The 26503-nt window shown below is 73.4% G+C and carries 24 protein-coding genes; 9 read left to right on the forward strand and 15 right to left on the reverse strand.

Features of this window, described 5'->3' with window-relative positions; translation table 11 throughout:
- Window positions 1–151: 151 nt before the first annotated feature.
- The 7 genes from ACIA5F_RS20710 to ACIA5F_RS20740 all read right to left on the reverse strand — a co-directional run bounded on the left by ACIA5F_RS20710 (window position 152) and on the right by ACIA5F_RS20740 (window position 6874).
- Window positions 152–913, reverse strand: a complete 762-nt coding sequence (locus ACIA5F_RS20710) for a DUF3159 domain-containing protein (protein ID WP_399355003.1) — start codon at window positions 911–913, stop codon at window positions 152–154.
- Between the two features lie 3 nt (window positions 914–916).
- On the reverse strand, window positions 917–1336 hold the full coding sequence (locus ACIA5F_RS20715) for an OB-fold nucleic acid binding domain-containing protein (RefSeq protein WP_399355005.1): 420 nt from the start codon (window positions 1334–1336) through the stop codon (window positions 917–919).
- A gap of 24 nt (window positions 1337–1360) precedes the next feature.
- Window positions 1361–2047: a response regulator gene (locus ACIA5F_RS20720; RefSeq protein ID WP_399355007.1), complete on the reverse strand. Its 687-nt coding sequence runs from the start codon at window positions 2045–2047 to the stop codon at window positions 1361–1363.
- A complete protein-coding gene (locus ACIA5F_RS20725; RefSeq protein WP_399355009.1) occupies window positions 2044–4791 on the reverse strand; it encodes an ATP-binding protein in 2748 nt (915 codons plus the stop codon). The genes ACIA5F_RS20720 and ACIA5F_RS20725 overlap by 4 nt, the downstream gene beginning before the upstream one ends.
- Before the next feature lie 169 nt (window positions 4792–4960).
- Window positions 4961–5755 carry a DUF3710 domain-containing protein gene (locus ACIA5F_RS20730; RefSeq protein WP_399355011.1) on the reverse strand — a complete coding sequence of 265 codons (795 nt, stop codon included), beginning with the start codon at window positions 5753–5755 and terminating at the stop codon, window positions 4961–4963.
- Window position 5756: 1 nt separating this feature from the next.
- A complete protein-coding gene (gene dut / locus ACIA5F_RS20735; RefSeq protein WP_399355013.1) occupies window positions 5757–6290 on the reverse strand; it encodes a dUTP diphosphatase in 534 nt (177 codons plus the stop codon).
- Window positions 6290–6874, reverse strand: coding sequence for a PaaI family thioesterase (locus tag ACIA5F_RS20740; RefSeq protein WP_399355015.1), 585 nt, complete (start codon window positions 6872–6874; stop codon window positions 6290–6292). Before ACIA5F_RS20740 ends, dut begins: the two co-directional genes overlap by 1 nt.
- 58 nt (window positions 6875–6932) lie before the next feature.
- Between ACIA5F_RS20740 and ACIA5F_RS20745 the strand changes: the two genes are divergently transcribed.
- Window positions 6933–7388, forward strand: coding sequence for a DUF3093 domain-containing protein (locus tag ACIA5F_RS20745; RefSeq protein WP_399355017.1), 456 nt, complete (start codon window positions 6933–6935; stop codon window positions 7386–7388).
- A gap of 71 nt (window positions 7389–7459) precedes the next feature.
- Here ACIA5F_RS20745 and ACIA5F_RS20750 read toward each other — a convergent pair whose 3' ends face one another.
- From ACIA5F_RS20750 to ACIA5F_RS20765, 4 genes are all read right to left on the reverse strand, one after another.
- Complete coding sequence (locus tag ACIA5F_RS20750) at window positions 7460–8371, reverse strand: hypothetical protein (protein WP_399355019.1); 912 nt, start codon at window positions 8369–8371, stop codon at window positions 7460–7462.
- 12 nt (window positions 8372–8383) lie between these two features.
- Window positions 8384–8680 (reverse strand): DUF4193 domain-containing protein, encoded by a 297-nt coding sequence (locus ACIA5F_RS20755; protein ID WP_399355021.1) that lies wholly within the window; start codon window positions 8678–8680, stop codon window positions 8384–8386.
- A gap of 406 nt (window positions 8681–9086) precedes the next feature.
- The gene (locus ACIA5F_RS20760) at window positions 9087–10334 is read right to left on the reverse strand and encodes a sensor histidine kinase (protein WP_399355023.1); all 1248 of its coding nucleotides are present in this window, start codon (window positions 10332–10334) and stop codon (window positions 9087–9089) included.
- Window positions 10335–10339: 5 nt separating this feature from the next.
- A complete protein-coding gene (locus tag ACIA5F_RS20765; RefSeq protein WP_399355025.1) occupies window positions 10340–10993 on the reverse strand; it encodes a response regulator transcription factor in 654 nt (217 codons plus the stop codon).
- A gap of 246 nt (window positions 10994–11239) precedes the next feature.
- Here ACIA5F_RS20765 and ACIA5F_RS20770 point away from each other — a divergent pair, with 246 nt between their 5' ends.
- A complete protein-coding gene (locus tag ACIA5F_RS20770) occupies window positions 11240–11419 on the forward strand; it encodes a hypothetical protein (protein WP_399355027.1) in 180 nt (59 codons plus the stop codon).
- An 86-nt stretch (window positions 11420–11505) separates the two neighbouring features.
- On the opposite strand, the gene ACIA5F_RS20775 is transcribed toward ACIA5F_RS20770, so the two are convergent.
- Window positions 11506–12309 (reverse strand): inositol monophosphatase family protein, encoded by an 804-nt coding sequence (locus tag ACIA5F_RS20775; RefSeq protein ID WP_399355029.1) that lies wholly within the window; start codon window positions 12307–12309, stop codon window positions 11506–11508.
- Window positions 12306–13478, reverse strand: coding sequence for a ferrochelatase (locus tag ACIA5F_RS20780; RefSeq protein WP_399355031.1), 1173 nt, complete (start codon window positions 13476–13478; stop codon window positions 12306–12308). Before ACIA5F_RS20780 ends, ACIA5F_RS20775 begins: the two co-directional genes overlap by 4 nt.
- 171 nt (window positions 13479–13649) lie before the next feature.
- Between ACIA5F_RS20780 and ACIA5F_RS20785 the strand changes: the two genes are divergently transcribed.
- Together ACIA5F_RS20785 and ACIA5F_RS20790 are read left to right on the forward strand one after the other, a co-directional pair.
- Entirely contained in the window at window positions 13650–14897 is a 1248-nt protein-coding gene (locus tag ACIA5F_RS20785; RefSeq protein WP_399355033.1) for an MFS transporter, read from the forward strand.
- Window positions 14857–16176, forward strand: a complete 1320-nt coding sequence (locus ACIA5F_RS20790) for a D-arabinono-1,4-lactone oxidase (RefSeq protein WP_399355035.1) — start codon at window positions 14857–14859, stop codon at window positions 16174–16176. The genes ACIA5F_RS20785 and ACIA5F_RS20790 overlap by 41 nt, the downstream gene beginning before the upstream one ends.
- Window positions 16177–16225: 49 nt before the next feature.
- Here ACIA5F_RS20790 and ACIA5F_RS20795 read toward each other — a convergent pair whose 3' ends face one another.
- Entirely contained in the window at window positions 16226–17068 is an 843-nt protein-coding gene (locus tag ACIA5F_RS20795; RefSeq protein ID WP_399355037.1) for a hypothetical protein, read from the reverse strand.
- A 497-nt stretch (window positions 17069–17565) separates the two neighbouring features.
- On the opposite strand from ACIA5F_RS20795, the gene sepH reads away from it, so the two are divergent.
- Window positions 17566–18606, forward strand: a complete 1041-nt coding sequence (sepH, locus tag ACIA5F_RS20800; RefSeq protein ID WP_399355039.1) for a septation protein SepH — start codon at window positions 17566–17568, stop codon at window positions 18604–18606.
- 82 nt (window positions 18607–18688) lie between these two features.
- Here sepH and ACIA5F_RS20805 read toward each other — a convergent pair whose 3' ends face one another.
- Window positions 18689–19534 carry a sulfurtransferase gene (locus tag ACIA5F_RS20805; RefSeq protein WP_399355041.1) on the reverse strand — a complete coding sequence of 282 codons (846 nt, stop codon included), beginning with the start codon at window positions 19532–19534 and terminating at the stop codon, window positions 18689–18691.
- 175 nt (window positions 19535–19709) lie between these two features.
- Between ACIA5F_RS20805 and ACIA5F_RS20810 the strand changes: the two genes are divergently transcribed.
- From ACIA5F_RS20810 to ACIA5F_RS20825, 4 genes are all read left to right on the forward strand, one after another.
- Window positions 19710–20495: a VOC family protein gene (locus tag ACIA5F_RS20810; protein WP_399355043.1), complete on the forward strand. Its 786-nt coding sequence runs from the start codon at window positions 19710–19712 to the stop codon at window positions 20493–20495.
- Between the two features lie 533 nt (window positions 20496–21028).
- Window positions 21029–22018, forward strand: a complete 990-nt coding sequence (locus ACIA5F_RS20815; RefSeq protein WP_399355045.1) for a DUF11 domain-containing protein — start codon at window positions 21029–21031, stop codon at window positions 22016–22018.
- Window positions 22019–22098: 80 nt separating this feature from the next.
- On the forward strand, window positions 22099–24195 hold the full coding sequence (locus ACIA5F_RS20820; RefSeq protein WP_399355047.1) for a hypothetical protein: 2097 nt from the start codon (window positions 22099–22101) through the stop codon (window positions 24193–24195).
- A 114-nt stretch (window positions 24196–24309) separates the two neighbouring features.
- Window positions 24310–26397, forward strand: coding sequence for a hypothetical protein (locus tag ACIA5F_RS20825; RefSeq protein WP_399355049.1), 2088 nt, complete (start codon window positions 24310–24312; stop codon window positions 26395–26397).
- The last annotated feature ends 106 nt before the right edge of the window (window positions 26398–26503 follow it).

Consider the following 26503-nt stretch of genomic DNA (forward strand, 5'->3'; position numbering starts at 1 on the left):
GGGGCGGCCCCCCCGCCCCCCCCCCCCCCCCCCCCCCCCCGCCCCCCCCCCCCCCCCCCCCCCCCCCCCCCCGCGGCGCGGGCGGGGGGGGGGCCCCCCCCCCCCCCCCCCGCCCCTCCGTCGTGCGGTCGTCATCTCCCGGCGGACGGGGTCAGACCCCCGGCTCCTGGGCGGCGGCCCTCCGGGCCTGCTCCGCCTTCTCGGCCTTCTCCGCCTTCTCCGCCTGTTCCTGCGCCTCCCACTCGGCGATCACGTCGATGGGCGGCGGGGCCTTCGCCAGGAAGAGCCAGGTGAAGTACACCGCCAGCACCATCGGCGGGAGCTTCAGCGCGATCAGTACCCAGCCGAGCTGCGTCTCGTCGCCCCACCAGTACAGCGGGAAGAGGATCGCGTACTTGGCGAGGAAGACGATGCCCCAGGCCAGGCTGGCCTTGACGTACGCCTTCTTGCGCCCCGGGTTGCGGGTGCGCCAGGAGAGGTTCTCCTTGAAGACGGGGCCCAGGATCACGCCGAGCAGCGGGAAGCCCACCAGCGCGGAGATCGTGAACGCCGCGCCCAGGCAGACGCCGTAGATCATGCCCGGCAGGTAGAAGCCCTTCGCGCTGCCCGTGAAGAGGGCGAAGGCCACGCCCACGCCCACGCCGAAGACGCCGCTGAAGGCGTGCTTGACGGTGTCCTTGCGGATCAGCCGCACGACCACCAGCAGGACCGCGACCGCGCCCGCCGCGACGGCGGACATCTGCACGTCCTTGTTGATCGTGTAGATCATGACGAAGAGCAGGCCGGGGAGCATCGTCTCCACGGTGCCCCGGATGCCCCCGAAGGCGTCGAAGAGGGCTGCCTGGGTCACCGCTTTCTGGTCGGTGCCTGCGTCGGCGGATTCTGGGGTGGTCGGTTTGTCGAGTGACGTCACCGGTTACTGCTCCTGTCCGAGCGGTCGGAGTTCGTACTTCGGGTTGAAGAGGACCCGGCGCCCATGGCTCATCGAAACCCGCCCGGAGGCGATCATGCGCCGTCCGGGTTCGATTCCCACGATCGAGCGACGGCCGAGCCAGACCACGTCCAGCGCGGCGGAGCCGTCGAACAGCTCCGCCTCCAGGGCGGGGACGCCCGCCCGCGGCCTCAGGGTGACCGTACGCAGCGTGCCGGTCACCTTGACTATCTGGCGGTCGTGGCAGTCACAGATCCGCGTGCACCCGGCGGCCTCTGCGTCCTCCTGCAGCTCCGCGGAGTGCAGATCCTCCTGCGAGGTGGACAGCCGCTCTATCATCCGGCGGAACCGGCCCGCCGGCCTGGCCGGTTTCACGGGCTTCTCGGGACGCGGTTCAGCACTCATACAGGAAGCGTACCGGCGCCCCCGCTACCTCTCGAAGCGGTATCCCATGCCCGGTTCGGTGATGAAGTGCCGCGGGTGCGAGGGGTCCACCTCCAGTTTGCGGCGCAGCTGCGCCATGTAGACGCGCAGATAGTTCGTCTCGGTGCCGTACGAGGGCCCCCAGACCTCCTGGAGGAGCTGCTTCTGGCTGACGAGCTTGCCGCCGTTGCGGACCAGGACCTCCAGCAGGTGCCACTCGGTGGGGGTCAGGCGTACGTCACGTCCCCCGCGCACGGCCTTCTTGGCGGCGAGGTCCACCGTGAAGCCCTCGGTCTCCACGATCACCTCGTCCTCGCCGGAGCCCGCGCCCGGCTCGGCCCGGCGGACGGCGGCGCGCAGCCGGGCCAGGAGCTCGTCCATGCCGAAGGGCTTGGTGACGTAGTCGTCGGCGCCCGCGTCCAGCGCCTCGACCTTCTCGTCGGAGCTGTGCCGGGCGGAGAGGACCAGGATCGGCACCCGGGTCCAGCCGCGCAGGCCCTTGATGACCTCGACCCCGTCCATGTCGGGCAGGCCGAGGTCGAGGACGACGACGTCGGGGTGGCGCGCGGCGGCGAGCTCCAGGGCGCTCGCGCCGTCGGCGGCGGCGTCGACCTCGTACTTGCGCGCCTTCAGGTTGATCACGAGGGCTCGGACGATCTGCGGCTCGTCGTCCACTACGAGCACCCGGGTCATGGAGGGCCTGCTTTCTGTCGGTTCCGGTCACGTTCGTGACCGGGGTCGGAGTCGGGGTCGGAGTCGGGGTCGGAGTCGGGGTCGGAGTCGGGGTCGGAGTCGGGGTCGGAGTCGGGAGAGAACGCGGGGCCGGGTCCGGGAGGGAGGCCGGGAAGGGGGCCGGGTCCGGGTTCAGGCCCCGGTCCGGGGTGTACCCGGCTGTGGCCCTCGCCGTCCACCGTGACATGTGACGGTACGCGTCCACGTGTCACCGCTCGCAGAGTGAGCACCATGGTGAGCCCGCCGCCGGGGGTGTCCTCGGCGGCGAGGGTGCCGTCCATGGCCTCCGCGAAGCCCCGGGCGACCGCGAGGCCGAGCCCCACCCCGGCCCCGCGCGGGGCGTCCCCGTGGCGCTGGAAGGGGGCGAAGATCCGGTCCTTGGCCTCGTCGGGCACGCCGGGCCCGCGGTCGACGACCCGGACCTCGACCCGGTCGCCGAGGAAACTGGCCGCCACCAGCACCGTCTCCCCCGCCGGGCTGTACTTGACGGCGTTCTCGACGACGTTGGCCACGCTCCGCTCCAGCAGCCCCGGGTCCACCGCCACCATCGGCAGCGACTCGGGCACGTCCAGCACCACACTGTCCTCCGGTACGCCGCCCAGCGCCATCGGGACCACCTCGTCGAGGTCGATCTCCCGGATCAGCGGGGTCACGGTGCCGGTCTGGAGCCGGGACATGTCCAGCAGGTTGCCCACCAGGTGGTCCAGCCGGTCGGCGCCCGCCTCGATGCCTTCGAGCAGCTCGGCCCGGTCCTCCTCGGACCACTCCACGTCGTCGGAGCGCAGCGAGGACACCGATGCCTTGATGGAGGCCAGCGGGGTGCGCAGGTCGTGGCTGACGGCGGCGAGCAGCGCGGTGCGGATGCGGTCGCCCTCGGCCAGCCGGCGGGCCTCCTCGGCCTCCCCGACCAGCCGCTGGCGGTCCAGCACCACGGCGGCCTGCGCGGCGAAGGCGCCGAGCACCCGGCGGTCCTCGGCGGGGAGGACCCGTCCGGAGAGGGCCAGGGCCAGATGGTCGCCGATGGGCATGTCCACGTCCGCGTCCTCGGGCCGGGCGACCGGGTTGGGGCCGACGCTGCCGGCCTGTTTCCAGGGCTCGACGTCGCTCGCGCGTTCCAGCAGGGCCACGGACTCCATGGTGAAGGTCTCGCGCACCCGCTCCAGCAGCGCGTCCAGCCTGGTCTCGCCGCGCAGGACGCTGCCGGCGAGGAAGGAGAGGATCTCGGACTCGGCCCGCAGCCTCGCTGCCTGGTGGGTGCGGCGGGCGGCCAGGTCGACCACCGAGGCCACCGAGACCGCCACCCAGAAGAAGACGGCTATGGCGACGATGTTCTTGGGGTCGGAGACGGTGAAGCGGTGCAGCGGCGGGGCGAAGTAGTAGTTCAGCAGCAGGGAGCCGACGGCCGCCGAGGCGAGCGCCGGGAAGAGCCCGCCCAGCAGCGCGGCGGCCACGGTCAGCGCCAGGAAGAGCAGCATGTCGTTGGCGAGGCCGGGATCGGCGTTCGCATGGGTGAGCACCACCGCCAGCAGGACGGGGAAGCAGACTCCGACCACCCAGCCGGCGATGATCCGGGTCCGCCCGAGCCGGGCCGCGGACCGGACCACGGGCAGTCCGCGCCCCTTGGCGACCTCCTCGTGCGTGACGATGTGCACGTCGAGGTCGGGCCCGGAGTCGCGGGCCACGCTGGCGCCGACGCCGGGGCCGAAGACGTACTGCCAGGAGCGGCGGCGGCTGGAGCCGAGGACGATCTGGGTGGCGTTGACCCCGCGGGCGAATTCGAGCAGGTCGTCGGGGATGTTGTCGCCGATGACGTGGTGGAACGTTCCACCGAGGTCCTCGACCAGGGTCCGCTGGACCGTCAGCTCCTTCGGGGAGGCCGCGGTCAGCCCGTCGCTGCGGGCGATGTAGACGGCGAGGATCTCGCTGCCGGAGCCCTTGGCCGCCATCCGGGCGGCGCGGCGGATGAGGGTGCGGCCCTCCGGTCCGCCGGTGAGTCCGACGACGATGCGTTCGCGGGCCTGCCAGGTGGAGCGGATGTCGTGTTCGCCGCGGTACTGCTGGAGGTACTCGTCGGCCCGGTCGGCGACCCAGAGCAGGGCCAGCTCGCGCAGGGCGGTGAGGTTGCCGGGCCGGAAGTAGTTGGACAGGGCCGCGTCGACCTTGTCGGACTTGTATATGTTGCCGTGGGCCATCCGCCGCCGCAGCGCCTGCGGGGACATGTCGACCAGTTCGACCTGGTCGGCCCGACGCACCACCTCGTCCGGCACCGTCTCGCGCTGCCGGACCCCGGTGATCGAGTCGACCACGTCGCCGAGGGACTCCAGGTGCTGGATGTTGACGGTCGAGACGACGTCGATGCCCGCCTGGAGGAGTTCCTCCACGTCCTGCCAGCGCTTGGCGTTGCGCGAACCCGGGATGTTGGTGTGCGCCAGCTCGTCCACGAGCGCGATGGCGGGCCGCCGGGCGAGGACCGCGTCCACGTCCATCTCGGTGAAGACGGCGCCGCGGTAGGTCAGCTCGCTGCGCTCCACCTGTTCCAGGCCGTGCAGCATCACCTCGGTGCGCGGCCTCCCGTGGTGCTCGACGAAGCCGACGACGCAGTCGGCGCCCCGTTCCCTCCGGCGGTGGCCCTCGGAGAGCATCGCGTAGGTCTTGCCCACACCGGGTGCCGCGCCGAGATAGATCCTGAGCTTGCCGCGTCCCATGCGCCCATTCTCAGGGACATCCGTGCTGTTCACGCACCGATGCCCGTGCCGTCGCCCATCCCTGACAGATCCCTGACGCCCCCGTGCGAAGGCCGGTGGGCCCCGCCCCGAGGGGTCAGGGCCCACCGGCCGGTGACACGCGTACGTCCCGCCCCGTGCCGCGGGCGGGTCAGCGGACCTCGGTGATCTCCGGGCCGCGCTCCAGCTGGCCCATGCCACCGCCGAAGCGGGAGCCTTCCTGCTCCTCCGTCTGCACGCCGTCCGGCACCATCTGGGCGTCGTTGGGCAGCTTCAGGACGATCGGGTCACGGGGGGCCATCGGGCCGTCGCCGCGGACGACGACGGTGTCCCGGAAGATCTGCTCCAGCACACCCGCCGACTCGGGGCGCACCGCGCCCTGGCCGGAGATGACACCGCGCAGGAACCACCGCGGCCCGTCGACCCCGACGAAGCGCACCAGCTGGGCGCCGGTCTGGCCGTCCGGGAGCGGTACGGGGACCTGCGCGCGCAGCTCCCAGCCCAGCGGGCCCTGGGCCTCGTCGATGATGCCGCCCTGCTGGGTGATGCCCGTGGCGATCTCGTCGCGGACCTCGCCCCAGATGCCTTCCTTCCTGGGCGCGGCGAACGCCTGGAGCTGCACGGCGCTGTCGCCCAGGACGACGGTCGCGGCGACGATCGCGTCCCCGGCGACCTCCACGCGCAGTTCCATGCCCTCGACACCCGGCACGAGGATGCCGCCGAGGTCGACCCGGCCGTCGGCCGGGTCCCCGAGCACCTCGGAGACGTCCCAGGGGCCGTCGGGCCGCGGGGCCGGCGGCAGGTTCAGGCGGCGCGGCCTGGCGCCGTCCGGCTCCCCGGCGGCGTCGTCCCGCTCATCGGCGTCCACGCCTTCCACGCCGTCGACGACCTGCTCGGCCGCGCCGTCGTCCTTGACGGAGTCGTTCTTCTTGCGACGTCCGAACACGTCACTGTCCTTCCCGGTCGGTTACGACCGAAGCGTAGCCATTCCCACCCTGCTGACCAGCGCCGGTTCCGGCCACGGCCGCATGACCGCCGGTGGAGCCGAAACCCCCCTCGGCCCGGGCCGAGCCGGGAAGTTCCGCCACCTCGTGGAAGCGCACCTTCTCGACCCGCTGGACAACCAGCTGGGCAATGCGGTCGAAACGCTCGAACCGGACGCTCTCGCGCGGGTCGAGATTGACCACGATCACCTTGATCTCTCCACGGTACCCGGCATCCACCGTCCCCGGGGCATTCACGAGCGCGAGCCCGCAGCGGGCGGCCAGGCCCGAGCGCGGGTGCACGAAGGCGGCGTACCCGTCCGGCAGGGCGATGGAGACCCCGGTGGGCAGCACGGTCCGCTCGCCGGGGGCGAGCTCGGCGGCCTCGGTGGTCACCAGGTCGCAGCCGGCGTCGCCGGGGTGGCCGTAGGCGGGGACGGGTACCTCGGGGTCGACCAGCTTGATCAGCACGTCGACGGGGGCGTTCTGTACGGACATCAGGGGTTCACCTCGAAGGCGCGTGCGCGCCGGGCCTGGTCGGGGTCGGACATGGCGGCCCGGATCTCCTCGGGCCGCCCGTTGTCGATGAAGTGGTCGATCTTGACCTCGATGAAGAGGGCGTCGGCGCGCACGGCCACCGGCCCCCGCGGACCGCCGGTCCGGCCGACCGCGGTGGAGTAGATCTTCCGTCCGGCGACGGCGGTGACCTCGGCCTCCAGGTACAGCACGGTGTCCACGGGCACGGGCCGCACGAAGTCGGTCTCCAGCCTCCCGGTCACCGCTATGACGCGCAGCAGCCAGTTCAGGGAGCCGAGCGTCTCGTCGAGCGCGGTGGCCAGGACACCGCCGTGGGCGAGACCGGGCGCGCCCTGGTGGGCGGGTTTGACGGTGAACTCGGCGGTGACGCGGACGCCGTCGCCGGCGCGGGCCTCCAGGTGGAGTCCGTGCGGCTGGCCCGCACCGCAGCCGAAACAGTGCTCGTAGTGCGCACCGAGGAGCTCGCCGGGTGCCGGGGCGTCGGGGTGCCGGACCGGCGCGGTGGCATCGGCCGGGGGCGTCAGCGCTGTGTTTCGTCCACTCACAGGCGCAGACCTTACCCGCGCGGCTACCCGCCGGTCGCCTCGTGGCAGGCTTGGCCCCATGCAGCTCTCCCCCGCGCACCACGACGAACGTCTGACCGCCCCCCGCTCCTGGTGGGGCATCGCCGTCCTGATCGGCATCGCCTGCGCGCTGATGCTGCTCCCGCTGGGTCTGCTGCCGCTGCTGACCGGGCTGGTCGGGGGCACCGCGCTGGCGGGGATGGCGGTGAGTTCGTACGGTTCCGCGCGCGTGCGCGTGGTGAACGGGGCGCTGACGGCCGGGGACGCGCGCATCCCGGTGACGGCCCTGGGGGAGCCCGAGGTCCTGGACGCCGAGGAGTCGCGCGCCTGGCGCACCTACAAGGCCGACGTGCGCGCCTTCATGCTGATGCGCAGCTACGTGCTGACGGCGGTCCGCGTCGAGATCACCGACCCGGCCGACCCGACCCCGTACGTCTACCTCTCCACCCGTGAGCCGCAGGCGCTGGCCGCGGCGATCCGGGCGGCGAAGGGGTAGCGGGGCACGGTACGAGGAGTCCCCGGGCGGCGCCGGACCGGTCCGGGTCCGGCGCCGCCCGGGGACCGCGCTCAGTCCTGCGGGTGGACACGCTCCAGGGCGGCCCGGGTGGCCTCGGGAAGGGGCCGGGCGGGCTGTTCCAGGGGCGGCAGCCGCTCCAGCGCCTCCCAGGGCACGGCGCGGACGCGCAGGTCCGCCCGGACCTTCTCGGCGAGTTTTCTGGTGTCGCGGCGGTTCATGACCGCTCCGACGACGGCGCCCACCATGAAGGGCATCAGGTTCGGCAGGTTGCGGACCATGCGCTTCATGATCTGCTGGCGCAGTTCGCGCTTCATCTGCCCGCCGAGCGCCAGGTTCAGCGTCGTCGGCTTGGTCAGGTCGATCCCGCGCTCCTGCGTCCACGCGGTCAGGTAGGCGAGGCTGCGCTCGCGGGCGGTGCCGGGCGGGCGGAGGCCGTAGACCTCGTAGAGCTCGGCGACGAGCTTGAGCTCGATCGCCGCGACGCCGGTGACCTCGGCGGCCAGTTCCGCCGTCATCGCGGGCGGCACGGGCAGCATGGCCGCCGCGCCGATGCCCGCGCCGACGGTCGAGGTGCCGTTGGCGGCGCCCGCGATCAGCTTGTCGGCAAGCTGATCGGGACCGAGGCCCGGGAACTGCGCGCGCAGGGTCGCGAGGTCCCGAACCGGAACGCGGGGGGCGTTCTCGATGATCAGGTCGGTGAGGCGGAGGGCGGCGGCCCTGGCACTTTCGCCGCCCTTGCGTACACCGTTCTTGACGGCTTGCAGCCGACGGGCCCCGGAAGGGTGCCGGGACCCCTCGTCGGCCTCGGAGGCCGACGGCACCGCCACGGCGGTGTCGGAGGGCACGGCGGGTACGCCGGGGGCTCCCGGACCCGTTTCCGGGTCCGTGGTTGCCACCTGCGTCTCCGCCGGATCACCAGTTCTACGGAAGCGCAGCTTCCGAAATGGTGTCGAGCCTGTCACGGCCGACGCCTCTCAGTCGCAGTCGCGGCAGATCGGCTGACCGTTCTTCTCGCGGGCCAGCTGGCTGCGGTGGTGCACCAGGAAGCAGCTCATGCAGGTGAACTCATCGGCCTGCTTGGGCAGGACCCGGACGGCGAGTTCCTCGTTGGAGAGGTCCGCTCCGGGCAGTTCAAGGCTCTCGACCGAGTCGAACTCGTCCATGTCGGAAGCCGTGGACGACTTCTCGTTACGCCGGGCCTTCAGCTCTTCAATGCTGTCGTTGTCGACGTCGTCGTCGGTCTTGCGTGGGGTGTCGTAGTCCGTTGCCATTGTTCGCTCTCCCCCTCTGGGTGTTAGCGGTTGTCTCACTGCGCATGTCACGCGTGTCTCAGCGCACGTAACGCGCGAGAGGCCGGACTTGTGCCCGACCCGAGGCGGAGATTTTGCCTCACATCAAGGTCTGTTACTCAATCGACACCCAGCCGCACGCCCGAAGGAGCAATTGGCTGGGATGACGACCGGGACCGTACACGGTCCGGGGGGCGTCGTGCACAAACGCCACCCGGTGTACTTTCCGCCTGCGTGGGGGCCGGAAACCCGGACTTCCCGGGCGTTCCGGCCGTCTCGGGGCCACCGAACACACATGACCCCATGCCCGACAATGTGATCGATCACACAGAAATGATTACCTTCACACGCCACGCGTTCCGCTGACAGCGAACACGCGGCGAAGGTCTCACAAGGGAAGCGTGACACGCATCACGAGACCACCGCCCGGCCGGGGGACCGCCTGGATCCTGCCGCCGTGTGCGCGCGCCACGGAGCGCGCGATGGAGAGCCCGAGCCCCACACCCTTGTCGCTGCCCGTGCGCTCCGTACGCAGCCTCCTGAAGGGCTCGAAGAGGTTGTCCACCTCGTACGCGGGAACCACGGGACCCGTGTTCGACACGACGAGGACCGCCAGCCCGTGCTGGACCTCGGTGGTGACCTCCACCCAGCCGCCCTCCGGCACGTTGTACCGGACGGCGTTCTGCACCAGGTTGAGGGCGATCCGCTCCAGCAGCACGCCGTTGCCCTGGACGACGGCCGCTTCCCGCTCGCCGCGGATCTGCACCCCCTTCGTCTCGGCCTCCCCGCACGCCTGGTCCAGGGCGCGCGAGGCGACCTCCGCCAGGTCCACGGGTTTGCGCTCGACGATCTGGCTGTCGCTGCGGGCGAGCAGCAGCAGGCCCTCCACCAGCTGCTCGCTCCGCTCGTTGGTGGCCAGCAGGGTCCTGCCGAGCTGCTGGAGCTCGACGGGGGCCGCCGGATCGGAGAGGTGCACCTCCAGCAGCGTCCGGTTGATGGCGAGGGGGGTCCTCAGCTCGTGCGAGGCGTTCGCCACGAACCGCTGCTGGGCGGTGAAGGCCCGCTCCAGCCGGTCGAGCATCTCGTCGAAGGTGTCGGCGAGCTCCTTGAGCTCGTCGTCCGGCCCGTCCAGCTCGATCCGCCGGGTCAGGTCGGAGCCGACCACCCGGCGGGCGGTCCGGGTGATCTTGCCGAGCGGTGAGAGGACCCGGCCGGCCATCGCGTAGCCGAAGGCGAAGGCGATGATGCTCAGGCCCAGCAGCGCCATCAGCGACCGGCGCAGCAGGTCGTCCAGGGCGTGCGTGCGCTGCTCGATGCTGCACTGGCTGATCGCGGTGTTGAACTGGTCGTACGACTGGTCGACGCCCACCACGCCGGGACAGCTCGTGCTGGTCACCTTGACGTTCTGCCCGCCGACGATCGTGTACGGGGGCGCGTTGCCCTCCCGCAGCGCCTGCGCGGCCAGCAGGTAGATGATCGACAGCAGCAGGATGCCGGCGATCAGGAACATCCCGCCGTACAGCAGCGTGAGACGTATCCGGATGGTCGGCCGCAGCCAAGGGAAGGGACCCTCGGGCGGGCCGGGGTCCCAGGTCGGTTTCGGTGGCGCCGGGGGTGGCGCCGCGGTCGTCGGCACCCGCGTCAGATCCGGTATCCGGAACCGGGCACGGTCACGATGACCGGCGGCTCGCCGAGCTTGCGCCGCAGGGTCATGACGGTCACCCGCACGACGTTGGTGAAGGGGTCGGTGTTCTCGTCCCACGCCTTCTCCAGCAGCTGCTCGGCGGAGACCACCGTCCCCTCGCTGCGCATGAGGACCTCCAGCACCGCGAACTCCTTCGGCGCCAGCTGCACCTCCCGGCCCTCACGGAAGACCTCGCGCCGGTTCGGGTCCAGCTTGATCCCGGCGCGCTCCAGCACGGGCGGCAGGGCGACGGTGGTCCGCCGCCCGAGCGCCCGCACCCGGGCGGTCAGCTCGCTGAACGCGAAGGGCTTGGGAAGGTAGTCGTCGGCCCCGATCTCCAGCCCCTCCACCCGGTCGCTCACGTCACCGGAGGCGGTCAGCATCAGCACCCGGGTGGGCATCCCCAGCTCGACGATCCGGCGGCAGACGTCGTCCCCGTGGACCAGGGGCAGGTCCCGGTCGAGCACGACCACGTCGTAGTCGTTGACCCCGACCCGCTCCAGGGCGGCCGCGCCGTCGTACACGACGTCCACGGCCATGGCCTCCCGGCGCAGGCCGGTGGCCACCGCATCGGCGAGCAGCTGCTCGTCCTCGACGACGAGTACGCGCACGTCGTTTCCTTCCTCCGAGCCCAGTGGGCACATGTGTATGGCGCCGCCCATCCTGCCCGTTTCGGCCGTAAACCGGCTGTAAGACGCCGTCCGGTCCACTCCGAGCGGGCGGAAGTGATGATTCCCCACCCTTACGAGGTTTCTGGGACCCGGGCTCCGGGGAGGACGAGAGCACACCCCACCACCACTCCTGACGGCGCACTGCCTCATGCCGCCGCCGACCCATGAAGAGGGGGCGCACCCACCATGGACGCATTCACCGCAGGTCTCCTGCAGCGCATCAGGGCCACGCAGACGGACCTCAGGCAGGCCCGCGAGGCGGGCGACGACTTCCTCGCGGAAGTGGAACTGGCGGAGCTGGAGGACCTCCAGCGGCTCGCCGCCGAGCACGGCGTCGCGGTCTCCGCTCCCGCTCCCGCCCACTGATTCTGCCCGCCCGGCCCCGGCCGCTCCAGCGGGCGGCCGGGGTTCCGTCATGTCCCCGGCCGGCCGGGGACATGACGGGCCCGGGTTCAGTCGTGCCAGGCCCCGGCCTCCTCCAGCACCGGCTGGAGCGAGGCGAACACGGCCGGTGTCGCCGCCAGCGCGAGCTCCCCCGAGGCGGGCCGCCCCGGCCGGCCCCCGGTCACCGCCCCGGCCTCCCGGGCGATCAGCTCGCCCGCGGCCAGGTCCCACGGGTTCAGCCCGCGCTCGTAGTAGCCGTCCATCCGGCCGGCCGCGACGTCGCACAGGTCCAGCGCCGCCGACCCGCCCCGCCGGATGTCGCGCACCAGCGGGATGATCCGCCGCGCGACCTCCGCCTGGTGCTCCCGCCGGGACCGGACGTAACCGAACCCGGTCCCCAGCAGTGCCTGGTCCAGCGGCGCGGGCCCCCGGCAGGTCAGCCGGGTGCGGTCCAGCCAGGCCCCGCCGCCGAGCACCGCGTGGTAGGTCTCGCCGCGCAGGGGCGCCGCCACCACGCCCACCACCGTCTCGCCCCGGTACTCGGCCGCGATCGACACGCCCCAGCTCGGCAGCCCGTACAGGTAGTTCACGGTGCCGTCCAGCGGGTCGATCACCCACCGCACCCCGGTGGTGCCCGGGGTGTCCGCGCCCTCCTCGCCCAGCAGCCCGTCCCCGGGCCGCCGCTCCGCGAGGACGGCGGTGATCAGCTTCTCCGCCGCGATGTCCATCTCGGTCACCACGTCGATCGGGCTGGTCTTCGTCGCCGCCACCGCCAGATCGGCCGGCCGGCCGTCGCGCAGCAGGGTCCCCGCCCGGCGGGCGGCCTCCAGGCCCACGTCCAGCAGTACGGCCTTCAGCTCTTCGGAGATCACGGTCCCACTTCCTGTGCGTACGGGCTGTCCGCGGCGGCCGGCCGGGGCGCCCGCGCCGGGCAGCAGTCCACGGCGCACCGGTCGTGACTCGGGCCCAGCAGCCCCAGCGCGCACCGCTCCACGGGCTCGCCCCGCTCGGCCGCGGCCCGTTCCAGCAGGAGTTCCCGTACCGCCGCCGCGAACCGCGGGTCGGCGCCGACCGTCGCCGAGCGGGCGACCGGCAGGCCCAGCTCCGCCGCCTTCGCCGTCGCCTCCGTGTCGAGGTCGTACAGGACCTCCATGTGGTCCGAGACGAAGCCGATGGGCACCATCACCGCCGCCGGGGCGCCCGCCGCGTGCAGCGCCTCCAGGTGGTCGCAGACGTCCGGTTCCAGCCAGGGGACGTGCGGGGCGCCGCTGCGCGACTGGTAGACGAGTTCCCAGGGGCGCTCGGTGCCCGTCCCGGCCCGCACCGCCTCCGCGATCAGCCGCGCGACGTCCAGGTGCTGGCGGACGTAGGCCCCGCCCCCGCCGCGGACGGTGTGGTCCCCGGCCGGGCCCGAGGTGTCGGCGGCGGCGACCGGGATCGAGTGCGTGGTGAAGACCAGGTGGGCGCCGCCCCGGACCTCCGGCGGCAGCGACCGGAGCGCGTCGAGGACCCCGTCGGTCATCGGGCCGACGAAGCCGGGGTGGTTGAAGTAGTGCCGCAGCTTGTCCACCCGCGGCAGCTCCGCCACCGCCGTCCCCTCCCGGGCGAGCACGGCCAGCGCGTCGGCGAGGTTCTCCCGGTACTGCCGGCAGCCCGAGTACGAGGCGTACGCGCTGGTCGTGAGCACGGCGATCCGGCGGTGCCCGGCGGCGGCCATCTCCCGCAGCACGTCGGTCAGGTACGGGGCCCAGTTGCGGTTGCCCCAGTAGACCGGCAGGTCCAGGCCCTGGGCGGTGAAGTCCTCGCGCAGCGCGTCGAGCAGCGCGCGGTTGTGCCCGTTGATCGGGCTGACCCCGCCGAAGCCGAAGTAGTGCTGCCCGACCTCCTTGAGCCGCTCGCGCGGGATGCCGCGCCCGCGCGTGACGTTCTCCAGGAACGGCACGACGTCGTCGGGTCCCTCGGGGCCGCCGAAGGAGAGCAGCAGCAGGGCGTCGTAGGGGGCGGCGGGCCCGCCGGGCGGCGGGAAGAGCTGGTCTGACATGCGTCGCATCCTGCCACCCGGCCTCCCCGCGCGGGAACCGGCCCGGCCCCGAACCGGCCCGCATCGCCGGTAAGGTGACCCTAAGTTGAACTGTCTGGATTTTCCCCGTGCGGGTGCCTTGTCGGCGGCCATAACCTGTATGGGCCAATGACTTCCCTTACGGAGGGCACCTTGCCCAGTCCTTACCGCGCGATCTTCGCCTCACCCGGCTCCAAGGAGTTCAGCGCGGCCGGCCTCATAGGCCGGATGCCCCTGTCCATGGTCGGCATCGGCATCCTCACCATGATCTCCGAGCTCACCGGCCGCTACGCGCTGGCCGGCGCGCTCACCGCCACCCTCGCCCTCTCGGCCGCCGTCGTCGGCCCGCAGGTCTCCCGGCTGGTCGACGTGTACGGCCAGCGGCGGGTCCTGCGCCCGGCGACCCTGATCGCCGTCGCCGCGGTCTCCGGACTGCTGCTCTGCGCCGCGAACGGCGCCCCGGACTGGACCCTGTTCGTCTTCTCGGCCGCCGCGGGCGGGGTGCCGAGCGTCGGCTCGATGATCCGTGCCCGCTGGACGGCGATCTACCGGGACTCCCCCCGCGAGCTGCACACGGCGTACTCCTTCGAGTCCGTCATGGACGAGATCTGCTTCATCTTCGGCCCGATCATCGCCATCGGCCTCTCCACCACCTGGTTCCCCGAGGCGGGCCCGCTGGTCGCGGCGGTCTGTCTGCTGGCCGGCGTCTGGTGGCTGACCGCGCAGCGCGCCACCGAGCCGCCGCTGCACCCCCGTGACGAGAACTCCGACCGGCGCTCGGCCCTGGCCTCCCCCGGGCTCCAGGTCCTGATGGCCACCTTCGTGGCGACCGGCGCGATCTTCGGCTCCATCGACGTGGTGACCCTGGCCTTCGCCGAGGAGCAGGGCTCCAAGGCCGCCGCCAGCCTCGTCCTCGCCGTCTGGGCGGCCGGTTCCTGCATCGCCGGCATCGTCTTCGGCCTCCTGCACCTCAAGGGGCGGGCCGAGGTCAGGTGGGTGCTGGGCGTGGCCGCGATGGCCGTGAGTATGATCCCCCTCCTACTGGCCGGGAACCTTCCGATCCTGGCCGTGGCGCTCTTCGTCTCGGGCCTCGCCATCGCTCCCACGATGATCACCACGATGGCCCTGATCGAGGCGCACGTACCCCGCGCGAAGCTGACCGAGGGCATGACCTGGATCAGCACCGGCCTCGCGGTCGGCATCGCGCTCGGCTCGTCCGCGGCCGGCTGGGTCATCGACGCGGCCGGTGCGCGGCCCGGGTACGTGGTCTCCATCTCGGCGGGGGCCGCCGCGGCGGTGGTGGCGTTCGCGGGTTACCGCCGGCTGACGAGGTCGGCGCTAGGGGAGGAGCCGGCTGCCGATGAGGACAGCAAGGAAGAACAGTCCGACCACGTGGCGTAACTGGGCGGGCAACGTCAGCGCCACCCCCGCCCGGGTGGTGAGCCCGGGCACGGTGGAGGAGCTGCGGGAGGCGGTCCGCCGGGCCGTCGCGGACGGGCAGCGGGTGAAGGCGGTCGGCTCCGGCCACTCCTTCACCGCCGCCGCCGCGACCGGCGGAGTCCTCCTGCGCCCGCACGCCCTGGCCGGGATCACCGCGATCGACCGGTCCGCCTCCACCGTCACGGTGGGGGCGGGCACGGTGCTCAGGGACCTGAACCGGGCCCTGGCCCGGGAAGGGCTCTCGCTCGCCAACATGGGCGACATCATGGAGCAGACCGTCTCGGGGGCCACCGCCACCGGCACCCACGGCACCGGCCGCGACTCGGCCTCCCTCTCCGCCCTGGTCCGCGGCCTGGAGCTGGTCACGGCCGACGGCCGGCTGCTGACCTGCTCCGAGAAGGAGCACCCGGAGGTCTTCGCGGCGGCCCGGACGGGCATCGGGGCGCTCGGCGTCGTCACCGCGCTCACCTTCGCCGTCGAGCCGCTCTTCTTCCTGACCGCCCGTGAGGAGCCCATGGGCTTCGACCGGGTGACGGCCGAGTTCGACCAGCACGTGGCGGAGAACGAGCACTTCGAGTTCTACTGGTTCCCGCACACCGGCAACTGCAACACCAAGCGCAACAACCGCAGCCAGGGCCCGGCCGCCCCGCCCGGACCGGTCAGCGCCTGGATCGAGGACGAGCTGCTGTCCAACGGCCTCTTCCAGGCCGTCAACTCGCTCGGCCGCGCGGTCCCCGCCACCGTCCCCGCCGTCGCCCGCGTCGCCAGCCGCGCCCTGTCGGCGCGCACCTACACGGACGTCCCGTACCGGGTGTTCACCTCCACGCGCCGGGTCCGGTTCGTGGAGATGGAGTACGCCCTCCCCCGCGAGCGGGCCGTCGCGGCGCTGCGGGAGCTGCGGGCCGTGATCGACCGCTCGGGGCTGCGGATCAGCTTCCCGGTCGAGATACGGACGGCCCCGGCGGACGACATCCCCCTGTCGACGGCCTCGGGGCGCGAGAGCGCCTACCTCGCGGTGCACATGTACCGGGGCACGCCCTACCGGGAGTACTTCACCGCGGCGGAGCGGATCTTCACGGCGCACGGCGGACGGCCGCACTGGGGCAAGGTGCACACCCGGGACGCGGAGTACCTCGCCGGGGTCTACCCGAGGTTCGCCGAGTTCGCGGCGGTCCGTGACCGGCTGGACCCGGACCGGGTGTTCGGCAACGACTACCTGCGGCGGGTCCTGGGCGAGTGAGCCGCGGGCGGCCCCGTCCCGGCCGCGCCCCCGTCGTGGTCGTGGCCGGTCAGGAGCCGTCGCGCGGCCCGGCGCCGGACGGGGCCGGGCCGGGCGGGACCGTCGAGCCCGGCGGGGCGGACGGGAGCGGGGTCACGGAGGTGGTCGGCGCCGTGGACGGGTCCGGGGCCGGGTCCCCGGAGGGCGGGGGCACCGGGCCGGGGCTCCGGTCGCCGCCGTCCTGCGGCGCCGGGGGGCCCGGGGAGTTCCCGGGCGCCGGGCTCCGCCCGCCGTCGCCGTCCTGCGTCCCGTCCTGCGCTCCTCCCTTTCCTCCCTCGTTCCCCTTGTCCTCCTTGTTCCCCTTCTCCCCGGCGCCCTTGCCCGGTTCCCGCGCCGGCGGGGCGGGGCGGTGGTCGGGGGCCGTGCGGGTGCCGCCGGAGAAGAGGGTGGCGCCGTCGCTGCTGACCGAGGTCCCGGCCACCGCCTCGTACGTCCCGAGCGCGCCGAGCGAGAGGGCGAAGACGGCGCCCGCAAGGGCCGCCGTGCGCCGGCGCCGGCGGCCCCGGGTGCCGTGCACGGTGGCCCGGCCGAACCCCCCGGGGAGCGGCTCCGCACCCGCCGGGGCCCGCCGCCCCGGCGGACGGGGACCGGGCCGGGCGCTCTCGCGCAACTGGTCGCCGGTGCGCCGGAAGAAGTGCTGGATGACGGGCCCGCCCGCGGTCGCGACCACACTGACCACTCCGGCGCCGAGGATGGTCCCGTAGACGCCCAGCTCCGAGGCGAGGAGCGCCGCCGCGACGGTGGCGAGGGAGCTGGCCGCCACCTGAGCCACGCTCAGGTCGAGCTTCTTGCGCCCCGCCGCCTCCTGGACCTCCTCCGTCACTGTGGTGTCCCGCGTCGTCCTCTGCCCCATCCCGTCCCCCGGGTTGCCTGCCTCGTCCGCCTCAGCCTCAGCGCTTACAGCAGGTACCGACACCCGAGCGAAACGAATAGTTCCGTTTCTGGGGATTCTGTGAAGCAGGACACCCGAAAACGAACGGGCCGCAGGTACGGCCCGGTGAGGGGCGTTCCCACCGCCGCCGCCCGGGAGAAGTTCGGCGGCGCGGCGGTCCACCCAGGTGGCCCGAATGGAGTACTGTGGCGAGCCCTGGGGCCGTCCTTCCTCATGGACGTCCGGACTCGGGAGAGGGGCCGATCGATGAAGAAACGGCACTCAAGACCGGCGTTGCCGCGGCATCGCACGGGTTCCTGCTGCACACAGTAACCATTCGGTCACTGTGCGTGCCCAACGGGTGACCGTGCCAGCTCCGCGAACAAGGGCACGCGCCCGACGCGCCGGGAGAACTCGGCAAGGTTGTGGCAGGCTGCACCCGGGCACGCCACACTCGACTAGCGGAAGCAGCGACGCACGTGACGTCGGCAGGCACCACCCGGGAGGTCCCCATGCCCGAACTGCGTGTCGTGGCCGTCTCCAACGACGGCACACGACTGGTGCTCAAGGCTGCGGACAGCACGGAGTACACGCTTGCGATCGACGAGCGACTGCGGGCCGCCGTACGCAACGACCGCGCGCGGCTGAACCAGATCGAGATCGAGGTGGAGAGCCACCTCCGCCCCCGCGACATCCAGGCCCGGATACGGGCCGGTGCCTCCGCGGAGGAAGTCGCCCAGCTCGCCGGCATCCCCGTCGAACGCGTCCGCCGCTTCGAGGGCCCCGTCCTCGCCGAGCGCGCCTTCATGGCGGAGCGGGCCCGCAAGACCCCCGTGCGCCGTCCCGGCGAGAACACCGGCCCCCTGCTGGGCGAGGCCGTGCAGGAACGGCTGACGCTGCGCGGGGCCGACAAGGAAGCCGCCCAGTGGGACTCCTGGCGCCGCGACGACGGCACCTGGGAGGTCCTGCTGGTCTACCGGGTCGCGGGCGAGCCGCACTCGGCGAGCTGGAGCTACGACCCGCCGCGTCGGCTGGTCGCGGCCGTGGACGACGAGGCCCGCTCCCTGATCGGTGAGGCCGACGACCTGCCGGCGGTACCGGAACCGAGCTTCCCGTTCGTGCCCAGGATCGCGCGGCTGCCCCGGGACCGGCCGCTGGACCGCGCCCTGGACCGGCCGTTCGAGCGCCCCCTCGCACCGGACGCGGACGAGGAACGGGACACCCTCACGAGCCTGCTGGAGGCGGTCCCGAGCTTCCGCGGCGACCTGGTGGTCCCCGAACGCGGCGACCCGTCGGACGAGGCGGAGGCCGAGGAACCCCCCGCTCCGGCCGCCTCGGCGGGCGCGGGCGCCGCGTACGCCGATGTGCTGATGCCCCGTACGGTCGCGGGCCACCACGACCGGCTCACCGGGACCACCGACCGCCAGGCCGAGGCCGACGGGGTCCGCCCCGGCCGCCGCGCGGCGGTCCCGAGCTGGGACGAGATCGTCTTCGGCACCCGCCGCAAGAAGCAGGAGTGACCGCGGCGGCGACCGCCTGACCGTGGTCGCGACGGCCGTCCGCGCGGCGGCCCCCGCAGCGCCGCGGGGGCCGCCGGACCGGCTACCTCGGGTCCGGGCCGGTGGCCACCGGGCGGGCCGGGTCGAAGGACCACTCGGACCAGCTGCCCGCGTAGAGCGCGGCCGGGATGCCCGCCACCTCCAGCGCCAGCACCTGGTGCGCCCCCGACACCCCGGAGCCGCAGTACACGCCCACCGGAGTACCACCGGAAGCGCCCAGCTCCGCGAAGCGGGCCCGCAGTTCCGGCGCCGGCCGCAGCAGCCCGTCCGGGCCGACGTTCTCCGTGGTCGGGGCCGAGACCGCGCCCGGGATGTGGCCGCCGACGCGGTCGATCGGCTCGACCTCGCCCCGGTACCGCTCCCCCGCGCGGGCGTCCAGCAGGAGCCCCGACCCGGCCAGCGCGCCCGCCGCGTCCGCGTCCAACAGCCCCACCGCGCCCGGAGTTGGCTTGAAATCACCCTCGACGGGATGCACCGCCCCGGCCGTCACCACGCCGCCCGCCGCCGTCCACGCGGCCAGCCCCCCGTCCAGCACCCGCACCCCGGGGTGCCCCGTCCAGCGCAGCAGCCACCAGGCCCGGGCCGCCGCCCAGCCCTGGCCGCCGTCGTAGACGACCACCGGGCCGTCCGAGGAGACCCCGGCCCGCCGCATCACCGCGCCGAACGCCTCCGGGTCCGGCAGCGGGTGCCGTCCGCCCGACCCGGCCGGACCTGCCAGTTCGCGGTCCAGGTCGACGTAGACCGCGCCCGGCAGGTGACCGGCCTCGTACGCGGGGCGCCGGCCGGGGCCGCCGAGCTGCCAGCGGACGTCGAGCAGTACGGGCGGGCGGGGGCCGGCCAGCTCGGCCGCCAGGGCGGCGGCGGAGAGGATCGTGGATTTCTCAGTCATACGGCCCATCCTCCTCCCCGCCCGGAGCCCCGTAACACGCCCGACATCGGCGGGGCACCCCGATTCGGTCATCTCTGTCCCGCGCCCCCGCCGTGCGGCCCGGTCGGGGCGCGCCGGGCCCCGCGCAGTGGAAGCATCAGCCCCAGGAAGCGACCCGACGAAAGAGACGGCTGACATGACCGAGGCAGCGGAAGCAACGCGGCGCACGCCCGGTACACCGTGCTGGGTGAGCCTGATGGTGCACAGCCTCGGGACCACCGAGGAGTTCTACACCGACCTGTTCGGCTGGGAGTACGTACCGGGCCCCGATCAGCTCGGCCCGTACGTCCGGGCCCTGCTGAACGGGCGCGAGGTGGCCGGGATCGGTGAGATGCCGCCGGACCGGCAGCTTCCGGTGGCCTGGACGACGTACCTTGCCACGGACGACGCGGACGTGGCGGCCGAGGCGGTCCGCGCCTGCGGCGGCACGGTCGCGGTGGGCCCGCTGGACGCCGGGGTCGCGGGGCGGATGGCGATCTGCTCCGACCCGCTGGGCGCGATCTTCGGGCTCTGGCAGGCCGACGCCCATCCGGGCAGCCTCGGTCACGGCGCGCCGGGCACCCCGGTCTGGAACGAGCTGGTCACCCAGGACGCCTCGGCGGTCGGCACGTTCTACGAGCACGTCTTCGGCCACGAGGCGCGGGCGCACTCCACGGCCACCGCCGACTTCGACTACCTGACCCTGTCCCTGGCGGGCCGCCCGGTCGCAGGCGTGCACGGGGTGGGGCGCTCGCTCCCGCACGACCGGGGGCCGCACTGGATGGCGTACTTCGAGGTGGAGGACACCGACCTGGCCGCCGCCCGCGTCACCGAGCTGGGCGGGCGCGTCCTGGCGCCGCCCCGCGACGGCCTCAGCGGCAGGCTGGCCACGGTCGCGGACCCGGAGGGCGCGGTCTTCACCCTCGTCCGGTCCCGGCCGTAGGGGCGCCCGCCTCCGGGGGCGGTGCGGCAGTACGGCCGTGCGGCCGACCGACTGAATCTGATCACCCATTAGCCAGAGACGATCAACGTCGCTGCACCCTTTCTGCCCATTTCTGTGAATAGCTGACCGCGCTGCTCCTCCTTAGACCGGCCGGCTTCACCGAAGGGCAACCGATGCCACGTGCCGTCAGAAAACACCCTGGTCGCTCCTGCGGGCGCAGGCTGGGCGCGGTCGGCGCGGTGGCGGCGTGCTGGCTCCTGCCCCTGACGCCCTCGGTGGCGTCGGCGCACGGCGGCGCCGCACCCGGGGACACGGCCCCCGCCGCACCCGTGGCGTCCGCCGCACCCGTCGCACCTCCCGCCGCATCCGCCGTACCACCCGCGTCTCCCGCACCCCCCGTACCCTCCGCGTCTCCCGCAACCACCGTTCCCCCGGCGGTGCCTGCGGCACCTGCCGCACCCACGGCCGCGACCGGCGCCGGGGCGCCTCCCGCCGCACGGACCCCCGGGAGCGCGGACCTGACGGTATCGGGCGTGGTGCGCCGGGGGACCTCCGGCGCCCGGGAGCACCGGGAGAGCGGCGGCCCGTCACGGCGGGAGACCTTCGACTACCTCGTGACGGTGACCAACCACGGGCCGTCCACCGCCCGGCAGGTGCGCGTCACCGACCGGCTGCCCGCCGCCCTGGAGTTCGTCGGCTCCCGCGACGGCTGCTCCGCGGACGGCGGGGCGGTGACGTGCGGGCCGCTGGCCACCCTGGCGGTGGGCAGGTCCCACAGCTGGGTGATCACCGTACGGCTGTCGGCCGACTACCGCGGTGACGGTGCGGACATCGTCAACGAGGCGATCGTCGGCTCCGACACCCCGGACCCCGATTCCGGGAACAACACGGCGACGCTGACGGGCCTGGAGATTCCGCCCGCCGCGCGGGAGGCGGACCTGTCGCTGCGCAAGACCGCGCTGCTCGCGCCGGGACGCGAACACGTCAGGCCGGGCGAGAAGTTCACGTACCTGATCACGGTGCGCAACCACGGCCCGGCCACGGCACGCGGGCTCCAGGTCACCGACCGGCTGCCGTCCTCGCTGGTGCTGCTCTCCTCGCCGGACGGCTGCGCGATCCCGGAAGGGGAGGACCGGCTGGTGGTGTGTCCTCAGGTGGAGCGCCTGGCGGCCGGTGGGACGGCGCAGTTCCGGATCACCGTGCGCGCGGCCACCGCCGAGCGGGCCCAGCCCCCGGCCGGCCGGTGCACGCCCATCGAGAACATCGCCCGCGTGACCTCCGCGAGCCTCGACCCCGACCTTTCGGACAACGCCAACGACCCCGGTACCACGGGGCCGGACGGCGGCCGGCTGTGCCTGGTGTCCGACCGGGGCGGGGACCACCACGACGGGAAGGACCACCACGACGGCCGGGAGGGTCTGGCCGACTCCGGCGCCGGGGTCCCGCCCTGGCTGCTGTGGGCCTCGGTCGCCCTGGTGGCCGGTGGCGGGGCGCTGCGGACGGCGTTCCGGGGGCGCACGTGAGCGACGGGCCGCCGCGGCCTCCGTGGCGGGCCGCGTCCGGGGGTGCAACCACCGAGCGAGAAGACGAGGGACGTTCCGGTATGACCATGCCCTGGAGTGCCTGGTGGCGCAGGGCCGCCACCCCCTTGCTGTGCGCGGTCGCGCTGGTCCTGTCCCCGGTGGGCACGGCGGCCGGGCAGTCCGACGGCCCCGGGGCCCGGACGCTCGCCTTCCCCGTCGACGAGATGTTCGACAGCTCCACCAACCTGGGCACCACCAGCGGCAGCGCGAGCTATCCGGGGGGCGGCTGGCTGCGGCTGACGTCCGCGAGCACCAACCAGGCCGGTACCTGGAAGATGAAGGACGCCTTCCCCTCCAGCCTCGGCATCGTCGCCGAGTTCAGCTACGCCAGCTACGGCGGAACCGCCTTCGACGGCAGGCGGGGTGACGGCCTGTCGTTCTACCTGACCGACGGCACGGCGGTCGACCGGGTCGGCCCGCCCGGCGGCGCCCTCGGCTACGCCTGCACGGGCGCGGCGTCCCGCTGCACGACCGCGGGCGTACCGGGCTCCTACCTCGGCATCGGACTGGACGAGTTCGGCAACTTCTCCTCGGCCGCGGTCGGCAACGGCGGGCCGGGCGGTCAGGCCAACAAGATCGTGGTGCGCGGCGGGGGCAACAGCGTGACGGGCTACCGCTACGCCACGGCCGCGGACGGACCGGGCGGGACCGTGGAGACCGGCAGCCGCGCGAACGAGCGCACGGTGCGCGTCTCCCTGCTGCCCGGCGCCGGCGGGAAGATGCTCCTGTCGGTGTGGGCCGACAGCGGCCCCGGCACCAGCATGAACAAGCTGATCAGCGACTACGACGTCACGACCATCGCCGGCCAGCCGGCGCTGCCCGCCACCCTCAAGGTGGGCTTCTCCGCGAGCACCGGCGCCGCGACGAACGTGCACGAGATCGACGACCTCAAGATCAACGTGCCGGCGGACCTGACCGTCACCAAGACGGGAACCCCCGCGAGCGTCCCGGCGGGCGGCGGACCGGTGACCTACACCGTCACCGTCTCCAACAGCGTGGCCAACGAGGTCATCGGCGCCGCCGTGCGCGACGTCGTGCCCGGTCTGACCGGCGTGACCTGGACCTGCCTCGCCGGTCCCGGGGGCAGGTGCACGAGCGCCTCCGGCAGCGGGAACACCCTCGACACGACGGCCGACTTCGCCCGGGGCGGCTCCGTCACCTACACGATCACCGGCACGGCCCCGGCCCAGCCCACCACCCTGAACAACACGGTCACCGTGACCGCCCCGGCGGACCGCGCGGACACCAATCCGGCCGACAACAGCGCCACGGCCCCCGGCACGGTGGTGACCGCGCGCGCCGACGTGGCCGCGGAGAAGGAGGGGGTCGGGTCCGGGCCGGTGGCCCCTGGCCAGGAGTTCGACTACCGGATCACGGCACGCAACCTGGGGCCCTCCGACACGACCGCGGTCCAGCTCGCCGACACCCTTCCCGGGCCGCTGGGGTTCGTCTCCTCCCCCGACGGCTGCACGGCCTCGGGGCAGCAGCTGTCCTGCCCGGCCCGCGCCGCCCTGGCCGCCGGGACGAGCACCTCGTGGACCGTGCGCGTACGGCTGGACCCGGCCTACCAGGGGGACGGCTCGGACCTCGGGAACGTCGCGACGGTCCGGCACGCCGTCACCGACCCGCGGCCGGGGAACAACACCAGCGGGGCCACCGCGCCGCCCGGCGGGGTGACGGCCGCGCAGGCCGACCTCTCGCTGGTCAAGGCCGCCGCGAACGTCCCGCCCGTCGCGCCCGGGGAGACGTTCGCGTACACCCTGACCGTGCGCAACGGCGGCCCGTCCGTGGCCCGGCAGGTCACGGTCACCGACCCGCTGCCCCCGGCGCTCGCCTTCGTCTCCCCGGCCCCGGGGTGCACCGCCGCCGGGCAGAACGTCACCTGCGGCCCCGAGGCGGTGCTGGCGCCGGGCGGGAGCCGGTCGTGGACCTTCACCGTGCGGCTCGACCCGGCGTACTCGGGGGACGGCACGGCGCTGCGGAACACCGCGACCGTCCGCTCCGACACCGCCGACCCCGATCCGCTCGACAACAGCGGGTCCGCCGGTACGCCGGGCGGACGCGTCCGCCCGCCGACCGCCGACATCGAACTCTCCAAGCGCGCCACCGCGGACTGACCCGGCGCCCTCCCCCGAACTGCCCCGAACTGCCCCGAACTCTCCTGAACTCCCCCGAACTCCCGTGCAGCGCTCTGCACGGTCCTCTCCCGCACGAAACGGAAACGATGCGCGATGACGACGACACCAGGCCGGCGGCCGGCGGTGCGGGCCCTGGCCCCGCTGCTCTGCGCCGCGGCACTGTGGGCCGGACCGGTCCCCGCGTCCGCCCTGCCCCGGGCAGGGCACACGGTCGAGGTGACGGCACAACAGGCCAAGGCCCCCGGTGACCTGGTCACCTACACCCTCACCGCGAAGAACAAGGGCCCGTCGGTGGCCCGGAACGTCATCGCGACGGACAAGCTCCCCGACTGGATGTCCTTCGTGGGCTCCTCCGACGGCTGCACCGCCACCGGCCGGACCGTCACCTGCGGGCCCGAGCCCCAGCTGGCCGCCGGCCAGACCAAGAGCTGGAGCTTCCAGACCCGGCTGAGCCCCTCGTACCAGGGCGACGGTTCCGACCTCGGCAACAGCGCCGTCGGCACCTCGGACGCCACCGATCCCGATCCCGACAACAACAAGCCCGATCCGGTGCTGCCGCCGGGTCCGTTCGACCCCGTCTCGGACCTGGCCACCGTCAAGATCCCGCTGGGCGCGGGGCCGACGGTTCCGGGCCAGGAGTACGAGTACGAGATCCGTACGACCAACAAGGGCCCCTCCGACGCGCGCAACGTCGTGGTGACCGACGCCCTGCCCGCCGGGCTGACCTTCGTCTCCTCGGCGGACCCGTGCGCGGCGGCCGGACAGACCGTCACCTGCGGTCCGCTGGCCCGCCTCGTCCCGGGCGGCGAGGTGGTGTGGATCTTCAAGGTGAAGCTGAGCGCCGCCTACACCGGGGACGGCAGCGACCTGCGCAACACCGCGACCTCCTCCTCCGCGTCCAAGGACCCGGAGCCCACCGACAACACCTCGCACCCCGTGCTGCCGCCGGGCGGGGTCACCGTCCCGCAGGCCGACGTGTGGACGACCAAGCGGCCGGCCACCGACACCCCGATCGCCCCCGGACAGACCTTCGACTACGTGGTGACCGCGACCAACGACGGGCCTTCCCGGGCCGTCTCCACCACGATCACCGACACGCTGCCCACGCAGCTCGCCTTCGTCTCCTCCCCCGACGGCTGCACGGCCACGGCCGGTACGGTCAGCTGCGGCCCGGTGGCCGTACTGGAACCCGGGGCGTCCCGGACCTGGCGGTTCACCGTCCGCCTCGACAGCGCCTACACCGGCGACGGATCGGACGTGCGCAACACGGCGACCGCCACCTCGCAGACCAAGGACCCCAAGCCGGAGAACAACACGAGCAGCCCCGCGGGCCTGCCCGGCAGCACCGTCAACAAGCCGACCGCGGACCTGGCGGTGACCAAGGAGGCCCTGGGCACCAAGCCGCCCGTGCCGGGTGAGACCTTCGTCTACCGCATCCGGGTCACCAACAACGGTCCGTCGGCCGACGCGTTCAACGTCAAGCTCACCGACAACCTCCCCGAGGGCCTCTCGTACGTGACGTCCTCCCCCGCCGGGTGCACCGTCGCCGGACACCTGGTGTCGTGCAGGCGCACCGCCCCGCTCCCGGTCGGCGAGACCGTCGAGTACCTGCTCACCGTCAAGGTGAACCCCGACTACAGCGGTGACGGCAGCGACCTGCTGAACACCGCCCAGGTGACGGCCGACAACATCGACCCCGCGAGCGAGAACGACAAGGGCACCGCGACCGTGCCCGGCGGCCACGTCGCCGACCCCGCCGCGGACCTCGCCATCACCAAGAAGCCCGTCCAGACCACCCCCGTGGCCCCGGGCGAGACCTTCGACTACGCCCTGACCGTCACCAACAACGGCCCCTCGCAGGCCGAACAGATCACCGTCACCGACACCCTGCCGACCGCGCTGAGCTACGTGTCGGGCGACGCCACCTGCGACTCCGAGCAGACCGTCGTCTGCGGCCCGCTGCCGACCCTGGCCCCGGGTGCCTCGATGACCTGGGTGATCAAGGTGAAGCTGGACCCGGCGTACACCGGGAACGGCTCGGACATCCGCAACACCGCCACCGTCGACGCCCTGACCGAGGACCCCAAGCCGGAGAACAACACGAGCACGCCCGCGGGCCCGCCCGGAGGCACGGTCAAGGACCCGACCGCGGACCTGGAGGTGGGCAAGACGACTCCCTGACCCGCCGCCCCGCTGCCCCGCTGACGACCTGACCTCCTGACCGGAAGGCCGGCAGAGCACCCGCTCCGCCGGCCTTCCGCGTGCTCCGGGCCGGCCCGCCCGTGGG

Origin of the sequence: Streptomyces sp. NPDC051567 (assembly GCF_044454165.1) — a bacterium.
Lineage (GTDB): Bacteria > Actinomycetota > Actinomycetes > Streptomycetales > Streptomycetaceae > Streptomyces.